Here is a 12730-nt window from a genome sequence, read left to right as displayed (position 1 = left end):
GATGCTGGGAACACATAAATCAAAGAAATCTTCAAAAGATCGCAGCTTAAAGAAAGTGAACAGATTTGTATAGTGATGAACAAAAAAAGAGGTGCATCGTGCATTACGACACACCTCCATTTTTTATACTCGTCCTATCCTTCCCAATAATGCGCACTTTCCATAACAATCTTAACTGGAATGATAATATCAATGAAACTTTGGGCGAACATACTAATAAAAAAGAACTGCTTCCTCTCTTTTCCAAGGAAACAGTTCTTTAAATAGAAATATTATCTTAATTCAATGATTAGTTAAACCAACGAACATAGCAGAAGTCCTGACGATGAGGCAAATCAACATTCTTCGGGAACATACGGTATGCCACCTTGAAGCTGCCTGAGTTAGACAAACTGTGTTTAACCTGGAATGTATACAAGTTACCTTCTTTCTTAATTACTTCCATTGGTTCTACAGAATAGATATGCTCTTTACCTTCCGCATTCGTGAAAGTGGTAACCAGTTCAATACCTACTGCATCATCCAATCCCTTTTCATCTATGACATAAGTAATGATATATTCTTTTCCGCTTTCAATATTACCGCTAGCCAGCTCTTCCGTCTTTTCACATGAAACGATTTCAATGGAATCCCAAAGTTCTGCAACTCTTTCTTTCCAAGCAGCCAGTTCCTTAGCCTTTGCATAATCATTGGCTACCAATTCTTTAAAACGTTTTGCTTCTTTAGTATAGAACTTAGCATAATAATCGTCTAACTGACGTTTCATTGTATAATGAGGAGCCACCTGAGCAATAGAATTCTTGATAGTCTTCACCCAACCCTCAGAATATCCCTTACGGTTACGTGCATAATACAATGGAAGAATCTCATTTTCCAAAATACTATAAATAGTTGCAGCATCCAATTGATCTTGATGATCTTGATTCTGATAAGTACGTTTTTCAGTTAACGCCCATCCTGCTCCTTCACGGTAACCTTCCAGCCACCAACCGTCAAGCACAGAGAAGTTAACAACACCATTCATCAAAGCCTTCTCGCCTGATGTTCCAGAAGCTTCCAAAGGACGGGTAGGAGTATTCATCCAAATATCAACACCTGAGACCAGACGCCGTGCCAACTGCATATCATAATTTTCCAGGAAGATGATTTTGCCCAAGAATTCCGGACGACGGGAAATTTCCACAATCTTCTTGATCAACCCCTGACCTGCACCATCGTGTGGATGAGCCTTACCTGCAAATAAGAACTGTACCGGATAATCAGGATTGTTCACAATCTTAGACAAACGTTCCAAATCAGTAAACAGCAGATGCGCACGTTTGTAAGTAGCAAAACGACGGGCAAAACCAATCAACAAGGCATTCGGATTAATCTTTTCCATCAGAGAAACGATACGTGAAGGATCACCTTGGTTCTTCAACCAGCTTTCACTGAACTGCTTACGAATATGGTCAACCAATTTGTACTTCAAAGCCATACGGGTTTCCCAAATTTCTTCATCGGCTACATTATAAATAGCTTCCCAAATTTTCTCATTAGACTGATCTTCCAGGAAATTAGGAGCAAAATGCTTAGCATATAGCTTCTTCCATTCAGTAGCACTCCACGTTGGGAAATGAACACCATTAGTTACATAACCTACATGACTTTCTTCAGGGAAATAGCCTTTCCAAATTCCAGAGAACATCTCCTGAGAAACCTTGCCATGCAACCAGCTCACACCGTTTACTTCCTGACAAGTGTTACAAGCAAATGTAGACATACAAAAACGTTCGCCTGCATCACCCGGATTAATACGACCCAAGTCCATCAAATCCTGCCAAGAAATCCCCATACGCTGTGGATAACCACCCATATATTTTCCAAACAAGCCTTCATCAAAATAGTCATGCCCCGCAGGAACCGGAGTATGAACCGTATATAAAGAAGAAGAACGAACTACTTCCAAAGCCTGGTCAAATGTCAGCCCGCTTTCTACATAATCACACAAACGCTGCACATTACACAAAGCAGCATGTCCTTCATTACAATGATAGACATCTTTCTTAATGCCCAATTTCTTCAGCAGCAACACACCACCGATACCTAACAAGATTTCTTGTTTCAAACGGTTCTCCCAATCTCCACCATACAACTGATAAGTGATAGGACGATCAAATTCGCTGTTCATTTCATTATCCGTATCTAGCAGATACAAAGGAACACGTCCTACATTTACCTTCCATACGTATGCATGAACGAAATAGTTCAAATAAGGAACATCAACTACCATCGGCTGTCCGTTTTCATCCATTACACGTTCAATAGGCAGGCTACCGAAATTCTGTGATTCATAGTTAGCAATCTGCTGACCATCCATTGAAAGGCTTTGGCTAAAATACCCATAACGATACAAGAAGCCAACACCACACATATCTACATTACTGTCTGATGCTTCTTTCAAGTAGTCACCGGCCAAAATACCCAGCCCACCGGAATAGATTTTCAAAACATGTGTCAAACCATACTCCATACAGAAATAAGCAACAGAAGGACGTTTGCTATCCGGCTTAGCATCTACATAAGCTTTGAATTTAGCATATACATCATTCATGCGCTTTACAATCACCTTATCCTGAGTTAATGCCTCCAGCTTTTCATAGCTCAAACGTTCCAATAAAGCAACGGGATTCTGCCCCACTTCTTTCCAAGTTGCAGGATCTAAATCTCTAAACAGGTCTGTTGCTTCGTAATTCCATGCCCACCAGATGTTACGAGCCATTTCCTCCAACTTCTTCAGTTCTTCGGGAATGTGTGATTTTACTGTAACTTCCTTCCAATTAGGAGTATTCGCATTACTTACTTTGATTTTCATGTCTCTCAAATTATTTATTAATAATTAATTAGCTATTCATAACAAGCCTTTTCTGTGCATTATGCAATGCCACATCATAAGCTTCATAATAATATTTGATAAAATGCTTCCACAATGCCTTTTCAGCAATGTCCGCCGCATTTTTACGCACTGTCTTGATTGTATTTTCCGGCAATCCCGAAAATTCCGATATAGTGTCCTTTATAACATCCGCCACTTCAGAATAGTTGTAATCCGAGCGATGGATAACTTTCACACCATCTTTCAACTCACTGTATCTACCCTTCAACGAGTTTACCCACAAACCAAATCCGGCCAGATCAGTTGTTATAGTAGGTACATGGAATGCTACACTTTCCAAAGGTGTATACCCCCAAGGTTCATAATAGGAAGGATAAACACTCAAGTCATTCCCCAACACCAAATCATAATATTCCAAATTCAAGATACCATCCTTTCCATCCAGATAACAAGGTACAAATATTACTTTTACCTTAGATTCCGCCGAATTGGACATTCCCAAATACTTCATCATATCAAGTACCTGATCATGACTCATATTATGCAACCAATGTGTGATAAACGGACACTCCAACGGAGTTGTGAAATTCTCTTTGCTTTTCAAACGTTCCACCAAATCCTCACGAGGATCCCCTACCCAACCTGGTACATTAATAAATGCCAGCACCTCTTTTTTCAAATTTTTATCACGGGTCAATCGGTTCAAGGACTCCAAATAGACATTGATACCTTTATTTTTAAACTCATAACGACCGCTTGTACCCACAATAAGAGTATCATCGCTCATCGTCAAGCCAAGCAATTTATTAGCCAAATTCAACATCGCAGCACGAGCTTTCTTACGCTTGGCGGCAAATGTACGACCTTGCGGAACAAAGTCATCCTCAAACCCATTCATCAACACCACATCTGCCGGCTTGTCCAACAACTCCTTGCATTCGTTGTTGGTAATCTCACTGACCGTAGTAAAGCAATCCACATGATGCGCAGTCTGCTTCTCAATAGAATGCTTTGCCTCCATATTGAGTTCACGCGCCATTTGGTCGCCATTATAAGCAAATAAGTAATCGTAAAGGGGTTTATTGTTTCCGGCGATAGACCGGCCTATAGAAGTAGCGTGAGTAGTAAAAATGGTAGCTATTTCGGGTACCGCTTTCTGCAAATAAAGGGCCCCCATACCTGTCATCCATTCATGTGCCTGATAAATGACCTTATCATTTTCGGTCAGATTGAAACGATAAAAGCTTTCAACCACTTTTCCGGCTGCATAAGAAAACATAGACGCTTCGTCGTAATCTCCATAAGCATGAAGTGAATCAACTTTAAAATCCTCCCACATCCGGCCATATATTTCATTTCTTTTAGAGAAAAAAGGATAAAAATCCACCAATATGACAATAGGCTCTCCCGGAATATTCCAGCGTCCCACACGAACTTTCAATCCGTCTTTCTTCAAAGCATGTTCACGCCATGCCGCACAAAGATTTTCATTTTCACTGAACAAAGGATTTTCCTTTCCTGCCCAAAAATCGGGTCCTATGAAAAAGACTTTGTCTTTGAATGCTTCCTGCAGTGTTTTGGCCCTGGTGGACAACACCGTATAAATTCCCCCTACTTTATTACATACCTCCCAACTTGCTTCGAATATATAATCAGGGGCTAACAATTCTTTTGCCATCTATTAACTAATCTTAATTCGAGCGCAAAGTTACATATTTTCAATGAGATAATAAAGTTTTTTTGCAACTTTATGTTATTCAGATAGTTTCTGAATTAGCATTCAATTATTTTACTCTAACAATCTTCACAAAAAAATACTGATATCGGCTACAATAATAAATATTTTTAAGGTTCTGCCTTACATTAGAATAAGAAAAGCGGCTATTTCCATAAAAACAGGAAATAACCGCCCATATAAAAAAACTAATCTGATTACGCAGCCAATGCAGATCCCATCAAGAAGGTTGCAGCCAAAGCAACAATAGCATACAATTCAGGAAAAACGGCCAAAATCAATGTATTACCAAATACATTATGTCCTTGGCCAATGGCAGCAATACCATTAGCACAAACCTGCCCCTGACGGATAGCGGAGAAAAGAGCTACAAGTCCCAAAGCAATACCGGAACCCAACACGGCAGCAGCTTGAATACCTGTAATAGCCGGAGTCAGAACACCGAAAATACTCTGGAACATGAAATAACCGGCAAAACCATACAGTCCCTGTGTACCGGGAAGTGCAGTCAACACCAAGAAGTTACCGAATGCACTATCATTCTTCTTCAATGCACCGATAGATGCATTACCTGCGATAGTTACACCATACGCACTACCGATACCTGATAAACCAACCATAATTGCAATACCTACATAAGCAATCAATAAATTCATTTCCATAATTCTTCTATTTTTAATTTTTAAATTCTTTATTTTATCAAACTTCTCCTAAAAGGAATACTTTTCATGTCATCCAGAACTTAGCGAAATATCTGCATACTATGCTTCAGATTCTCCCTTTCTAGCTTTTCTGTCTGCACAAGGATACAACATTTATTCAAAATGACAATGCCGAAAAGGCTTAAACAGCTTTTAATTCTTTATTCTCATTCTTCAATTCTTGAAAGGCTTGTACTCCTTACCCCCTCCTTCGTAACCCGAATTCTTAAAAAACTCCACGAAAGTCAGACGCATCGGATGAACCATCGCTCCCAATATATTCATAAACATGTTGATAGAATGACCTATCAAGAAAATCAATACCATCACTATCGGACCTGCAACTGCATTATCAGGACTCATTCCAGCCGCCAGACTATTGAATACGCTGGCAAGAATACCACCCGACAGACCTAAAGCAAACAAACGCACATACGAAAGGATATCCCCCAGCAAACCGGTTGCCATATTGTAGGAATCCCACAACCCCAAACCGATATTGAGAAAAATATTCTTTCCTGGACTGTTGAGCAAGAAAATCAGCACACCGGCAAGCCCCAGAATTACCAAATGGACAGTTCCTCCCATCGGCATGGTATCTCCCAATAGGAATGCCAAAGCTGTACTTACCAATACAATAATCCATCCGATAGTTGACAATGCATATTTCAATCCGAACTGAATGGTCTGATTAGCCGCTTTCAGTATCATACCGAAAATAATCTGTACCGCTCCCAAAATCAATGAAAGATTAAACATCCATTGATTGTCCAAGAAGAACAAATCACGCATCTTATTAAAGAACGGAATATCATTACCATACAGATTAAATCCGAAAAAAGTACCTGTCAGCATACCGCAGAAGAAAGTAGAAGCACCCAAAATCTGCACCAAAGTTAAGATGGGCTTCATGGAAGCACCGACATTCTTCGCCAACATACGATAAACAGTTACTCCTAATACCATGAACAGACCATAGCCCGAATCGCCCAAACACAGCCCGAAAAAGAGCATAAAGAAAGGAGCAAAGAACGGCGTCAAATCCAGTTCATTATACTTAGGAAGCATATACAGTTTCATAATCGGTTCAAACAGACGGAAGAATCCTTTATTATTCAACTGAATAGGTACATTGTCCTCCGGCGTAGGGTCAGCAATTTCAAAGTACGCCTCCTGTTGATTCAGAAAATTAGTAATCTCCGGAATCTGCGTAGCCGGTGCCCACCCCTGTAACAACATCAATTTGTCATCCGCAGCTTGTTCAGTACTTAGCACCACTTTTGAGAATTCTATCTGTGAGCGGATATTAGCTTGTGCAACTTGCAAAGAAAGAAGTTTTTCTCCTGCTATGGCAGCTAACTTATCATCCACACTCTTCATTTGCTGTTCCAAATCTTCACATCTGGCAGCAAGCCTACTCAAGGCCATTACCGGCAATTTGACCGATTCCACTTCCAATTCGGGCAACGTTCCTTCTTTGGTTATGGTAATGAAATAAATGCGTGAACCAATACGGTTAACCTCCGTAGCATAGTACGTATCCAACCATTCCTCGTTAAAGTTCTTCTCTGAGCAAATATAGAAATTCACCTGATATCCAACTTCTTGCAACCGCATAACCGACGCAGGATCGAAATCTCCCCATACCTCTAACGCGGCACGCTCTTTGTCGCAAATCTGCAACTGATGCTGCAACTGGGTTTTCTCCAGTTGTAACGCCTCCACTTCCTCCAACGCTTTCTCTCCACGGGCTGTATCCCCCTTCTGTTCTTGCAGTTCAACATTAAAACCTTGCAAAAACTTAATAGTTGAAGCATAGTGGTCGGACAGACGGATGCTCTCTTGAAGTTCGGTATTCTCCGCTGTCCCCTGCGCTTTTTCCGCCACGTGGACTACGCCCAAATCACGGATATTTTGCAGGAAACATTCATAGTCCTTATGATAAATAAGGAAAGTCAACTTCTTCATTTTTGTAATCATGCCTCCGCCTCCTTTCTTTTCTCTTGAATAGATTTCAGAATCTTCTGCGATGATTTGGACAAATTCTCTTCATCCTCCATAAATCGTTTTATCTTTCGCAGAGCGTCCTGATATCCGGGTATCTGCACTTTCTCAAAAAGATTCACTTTTTGAGTGGTCTTTTTACGCGCATGTTCCAGCAGGTTCAGTTTGGCAAGCATAAATTCCCTTTCAATAGCAGTCTGTGCCAATCCTTTCAACAAATATATTCCATCGGAATACCACTTCGGGCTGTTGAACAGACTGTAGGGACGGATGTCAAAGTCTACGTTTTCCAACAAGGGAACTCGTACACCGGCAATCTTCTTTATACCCAAATGAACATCACTCACTTTTATTAATGAAGCATCAAATTCATTCCAAAGTGCGAACATGGCCTCATATGCCTGAATCTGTTTTTCAAGCCTTTCCTCCAACCCGGCAGCTTCTGTCTTGCATCTCTTTACTTCCATGCGGAGAGCGCTTTCCTTATTTTTAATAATAGGAAGCGTACGCACACGGACCTTGAGCTGCTTCTCAAGCTGTTGTAGCGAGGTCTTGTTATATTGAAACTTTATTGCCATGTTTCTTCGTTAATTTATTGTTTTTTCCAATGCTGGTCAACCAATTCTTTCTTTATATTGACTTCTTCCGGCTTAAAGTATTTGCTGAACAATCCCCATGTAACATCCAGCATTTCAGTAGTATCCAGATTCACATCAATGGCGAGTAACTGATTAGCGTAATCTTTAGCAAATGCCAAAGTACGTTCATCATAATTAGTCAAGTCAAAACCATTTTCCATCTTAGTCTTGGCATTGGCGGCATCAGCATACAAACGTACAGCAGCATTCATCACCTGAGGATGATCCTTACGGGTTTTCTTACCACTCACCAACTGTTTCAAACGAGACAACGAACGGAACGGGTCCACGATAACCTTACCGATATCACTATCGCGACGCAGGAACAGCTGACCTTCAGTGATATAACCCGTATTATCAGGAACAGCGTGCGTAATATCACCGCCACTCAAGGTAGTTACCGCAATAATAGTGATTGAACCACCTGCGGGGAATTGTACCGCTTTTTCATAAATCTTCGCCAAATCCGAATAAAGAGATCCCGGCATAGAGTCCTTGGAAGGAATCTGATCCATACGGTTAGACACAATAGCTAACGCATCAGCATAACTGGTCATATCAGTCAGCAACACCAATACTTTCTGATTATGTTCCACTGCAAAATATTCAGCAGCCGTCAGCGCCATATCCGGAATCAACAGACGTTCTACCGGAGGATTTTCCGTAGTATTCACGAAACTGATAATACGGTCGAGCGCACCGGCATTAGAAAATACATTCTTAAAATACAGGTAGTCGTCATTAGTCATACCCATACCGCCCAAGATAATCTTATCGGTTTCGGCACGCAATGCCACATTGGCCATCACTTGATTGAACGGCTGGTCAGGGTCAGCAAAAAAAGGAATCTTCTGTCCTGATACCAACGTATTGTTCAAATCGATACCGGCAATACCGGTCGCAATCAGTTCCGACGGCTGTTTACGGCGAACCGGATTCACAGACGGACCGCCGATAGGCACTTCCTGTCCCTCAATTTCCGGTCCCCCATCAATCGGATCACCAAAAGCGTTGAAGAAACGTCCAGCCAACTGGTCGCTCACTTTCAGTGTAGGCGACTTGCCCAAGAATACGACCTCAGCATTGGTCGGAATACCTTCCGTACCCTCGAACACCTGCAAAGTCACTTCATCACCCATGATTTTTACCACCTGGGCTAATTTCCCATTAACCATTGCCAACTCATCATAGCCCACTCCTGACGCTTTCAGCGAACAGGTTGCCTTGGTAATCTGGCTAATCTTAGTATATATCTTTTGAAATGCTTTTGTTGCCATCTCTACTCATTATAAATTAAAATTAAAAATTAAAATCAGACACTTCTCTCGGCAACCAATTCCTGTAACTGCTTCTTAAAATCCTCATACTGCTCAGATTTATATTTAGCATAGTTCATCTGTTTGCAAAGGTTGATCATCTTTTTGAAATAATCCATCACCTCAATGAAAGTATCAAACTTGAATTCCGTATGACAGATGTCGATTACCATATTCAAGATCTCCTCCTGACGTTCCATCGGAGTCACTGAATCTACTTCATCAAAAGCATCCTGTTGCAGAATCACAAAATCAATCAACTCTGATTTCCAAAAGATTACATGATATTCTACAGGTACGCCATCATCACCCAAAATATTAATCTGTTCAGCAATTTCCTTACCACGCAACAATCTTGTTTTGATTTCGTTCACCTTACCAATCCATTCACCATTAATACGTTTGGCGATATATTCCTCAAATTCCGGATATTCCAGATATTTTGAATAAGAGTCAATCGGGTTCACAGCCGGATAACGCTTCCTGTCGGCACGTTCCTGCTCCAAGGCATAAAAGCAACGGGCCACCTTTTTAGTATTCTCCGTTACAGGTTCCTTCAAGTTACCACCTGCCGGAGATACAGTACCGATAAAGGTAATAGAACCGGTCTCACCATTATTCAGATGTACATATCCCGCACGTCCGTAAAAGTTGGAGATAATAGCCGAGATATCCATCGGGAATGCATCCGGACCAGGCAATTCTTCCATACGGTTGGACATCTCACGCAAGGCCTGCGCCCAACGGGAAGTAGAATCTGCCATCAGTAAGACTTTCAATCCCATAGCACGATAATACTCAGAAATGGTCATAGCCGTGTACACAGACGCTTCACGGGCAGCCACCGGCATGTTCGAGGTATTGGCAATAATGATAGTACGTTCCATCAGCTTACGTCCTGTATGCGGATCTACCAGTTCGGGGAACTCCGTAAAGATTTCCACCACCTCATTCGCACGTTCACCACAAGCAGCGATAATTACGATATCCGCTTCCGCCTGCTTGGAGATGGCATGCTGAAGCACTGTTTTCCCTGTACCAAACGGACCGGGAATAAATCCCGTTCCCCCTTCTACAATGGGGTTGACCGTATCAATAACACGGACACCGGTTTCCAATAATTTATAAGGACGCGGCTTTTCCTTATAATTAGTCATAGCCTTCTTTACCGGCCACTTCTGAATCATGTTTACCGGAATATCTTTACCTTCTCTGTCCGTCAGAACCACTACAGTATCCTCAATAGTATAATCACCTTCAGGAACAATGGATTTCACTTTATAAGTACCTGTCAACTGAAATGGTACCATAATTTTCAGTGGCTGGAAGTTCTCATCCACCTGTCCCAACCAAGCCGATGGACCAACTTCATCACCCATTTTCACCAACGGTACAAAATGCCACACTCTTTCTTTATCCAATGGATAGGTGTATTGTCCGCGTTTCAGGAACACTCCATCCATTTTATCAAGGTCGTTTTGCAGACCATCATAATTTTTAGACAACATACCCGGACCTAGAGTCACTTCAAGCATGTGTCCCGTAAATTCGGCTTCAGCACCAACTTTCAATCCACGTGTACTTTCAAACACCTGCACATAAACATTGCTGCCTACCACCTTAATAACCTCTGCCATCAAGCGGTCTCCGCCAGTCAGAATGTAACAAATCTCATTCTGTGCCACCGGTCCGTCAACGGTAAGAGTAACCATGTTGGCTATTACGCCACTAACAGTTCCTTTTGTTGCCATATATCTTTAATCTGTTTATTATCTGAATTCTGCGGGAATCTGTATCTCGTCCTTTAATTTATCAATAATCTGACGGAACAGTTCGCTTCCCTTTTCCTTATCCATAGAAATCCAACGGCCAATCATTTCCAGTTTCAACAAAAACACGAAAATCCGCTCCACAGTAAAATAGTTGAAAAAGACAGCGTCTTCCATCCAGTTCCATTTCAACAAATCTATCTTCTTTTCCCTTTCCACTAATTCTTCAATCTCGCTGATACGGAGTACCTGCTCAAAATATTCCAGCATCTCGGACAAACCGAAATCTCGGGCATTCGATGTACGAATCATCTCACTCACATCCGTCTTGCCCACTACTACCTGAGATACGTCCATTTTATATTTACGTGCAGCTAAGGCAGCCAGTATATTATTGATATTCAAATTAAATTCAAACCAGGAGGAAACAAATTGATTACCGCAGTTCATGGCATACGCATAATAGCAGGCAGATAACATATCTTCCGCACGATAGAGTTCCTCTGCGGAAAGAGCCAAATAAGCAGTAATAAATTCATAAAGATAAGATGGGTATCTCTTATCCGGAGCATCGCCTTCACGCACCGAACTGATAAGCGCCAGCAACTCATTCTGAGAATAATTCCCCTCAAAATCTGTCGTAGCTTCCTTATCTTTCAACAGTTTCAACAGGTTAGCATTATCGAATTTCAAATAGAACAAGTCGATTAACTTCCTATCCTTTTCCGATAATTCCGAATAGATTTCCGATTTAAAATTAGCCACTGTATAGTTCAGTTTGCCATCCTCCAACGAAAGATCCGGCAAACCGGCTACCAGGCAATAATAATTTGTCATAGTCCCGTTTTAAAACAACATTTCTACTAATTGAGGACGAAGGAAATCCTTGAAATAATTTTCAAATTCCTCTTCACCGAAGTTCACTTTGTAAGAGCCGTCAGCTGGTGAGATAGTAAAAAGTGATTTCGTTCCGTTCACTTCTTCTATTCTCACTCCTTTATCCAACAAAGCTTTTGCGTTCGCTGCAAAATATTTCTTAAGTCCTTCGGCATCTGCGGTAGAGATCACGATAGATTCGTTAGCAGACCATTGGGCAGCTAATGAAACTATAAACTTATTCAGATACTCCTTATCTGCCACAAATCCTTTCACACTTTCACTGACTACCTCATTGGTCAACAAGGTAGCTATTTCGGTCTTCAATGCATTTACTGCTTGTCCGGCAAACAATTTAATTTCTGATTGTGTATTTTCGGCAGTTTCCTTGGCTGACTTCCGAGCTACAGCGAGAATAGACTCAGCTTCCTTACGGGCATCCTCTACAATCTTTGCTGCTTCATCGCGAGCACTACTGATAAGTCGCTGTGCTTCTTCATTTCCTTTTTCCACACCTTCACGATAAATCTTATCGGTAAGCTCCTGAATTTTATTTTCCATATTCTTAGAAGATATTTTTTTGAGTTTAACACTTTCTTTCTTCAATAAATTCAAAAAGAATAGCCCAAAAGTACAAAAATCAATGATAGAAAAAGAATTTAATGATAGAATTTACACTAAAAGTACTGCAAAAAGAGAAAAATATACCATATTCATGTTACAGAACATAGGATTATTTCCGTTACTAGACTCCCCACACACGTGCGTATACAAAAAAAGCCTCCGGAACTTCTTCAAGTCCGGAGGCTTCAATCA

Annotated in this window: 9 protein-coding genes; all 9 read right to left on the bottom strand. The window is 41.0% G+C overall.

The genetic code is table 11. The features are described 5' to 3' along the window. Positions 1 to 289: 289 nt before the first annotated feature. The 9 genes from glgP to ACT8YW_RS18520 all read right to left on the bottom strand — a co-directional run bounded on the left by glgP (position 290) and on the right by ACT8YW_RS18520 (position 12475). The gene (gene glgP, locus ACT8YW_RS18560) at positions 290 to 2854 is read right to left on the bottom strand and encodes an alpha-glucan family phosphorylase (RefSeq protein ID WP_005839535.1); all 2565 of its coding nucleotides are present in this window, start codon (positions 2852 to 2854) and stop codon (positions 290 to 292) included. 28 nt (positions 2855 to 2882) lie between these two features. Continuing rightward, positions 2883 to 4553, bottom strand: coding sequence for a glycosyltransferase (locus tag ACT8YW_RS18555; RefSeq protein WP_005839533.1), 1671 nt, complete (start codon positions 4551 to 4553; stop codon positions 2883 to 2885). A 254-nt stretch (positions 4554 to 4807) separates the two neighbouring features. Further along, the gene (locus tag ACT8YW_RS18550; RefSeq protein ID WP_005839531.1) at positions 4808 to 5272 is read right to left on the bottom strand and encodes a V-type ATP synthase subunit K; all 465 of its coding nucleotides are present in this window, start codon (positions 5270 to 5272) and stop codon (positions 4808 to 4810) included. Between the two features lie 213 nt (positions 5273 to 5485). Continuing rightward, positions 5486 to 7291, bottom strand: coding sequence for a V-type ATP synthase subunit I (locus ACT8YW_RS18545; RefSeq protein WP_057099219.1), 1806 nt, complete (start codon positions 7289 to 7291; stop codon positions 5486 to 5488). Next, the gene (locus tag ACT8YW_RS18540) at positions 7288 to 7893 is read right to left on the bottom strand and encodes a V-type ATP synthase subunit D (RefSeq protein WP_005839527.1); all 606 of its coding nucleotides are present in this window, start codon (positions 7891 to 7893) and stop codon (positions 7288 to 7290) included. The genes ACT8YW_RS18545 and ACT8YW_RS18540 overlap by 4 nt, the downstream gene beginning before the upstream one ends. A 14-nt stretch (positions 7894 to 7907) precedes the next feature. After that, entirely contained in the window at positions 7908 to 9230 is a 1323-nt protein-coding gene (locus tag ACT8YW_RS18535) for a V-type ATP synthase subunit B (protein WP_005839525.1), read from the bottom strand. 35 nt (positions 9231 to 9265) lie between these two features. Next, positions 9266 to 11020 carry a V-type ATP synthase subunit A gene (locus tag ACT8YW_RS18530; RefSeq protein WP_016271943.1) on the bottom strand — a complete coding sequence of 585 codons (1755 nt, stop codon included), beginning with the start codon at positions 11018 to 11020 and terminating at the stop codon, positions 9266 to 9268. An 18-nt stretch (positions 11021 to 11038) separates the two neighbouring features. Further along, positions 11039 to 11875, bottom strand: a complete 837-nt coding sequence (locus tag ACT8YW_RS18525) for a DUF2764 domain-containing protein (RefSeq protein WP_005839521.1) — start codon at positions 11873 to 11875, stop codon at positions 11039 to 11041. A 9-nt stretch (positions 11876 to 11884) separates the two neighbouring features. Then, positions 11885 to 12475 carry a hypothetical protein gene (locus ACT8YW_RS18520; RefSeq protein ID WP_005839519.1) on the bottom strand — a complete coding sequence of 197 codons (591 nt, stop codon included), beginning with the start codon at positions 12473 to 12475 and terminating at the stop codon, positions 11885 to 11887. Between the last annotated feature and the right edge of the window lie 255 nt (positions 12476 to 12730).

It is taken from the genome of Bacteroides sp., assembly GCF_052357945.1.
Taxonomy (GTDB): domain Bacteria; phylum Bacteroidota; class Bacteroidia; order Bacteroidales; family Bacteroidaceae; genus Bacteroides.
The sequence above is the reverse complement of the archived record's forward strand: the minus strand, read 5'-3'. Positions and strand labels throughout refer to the sequence as shown.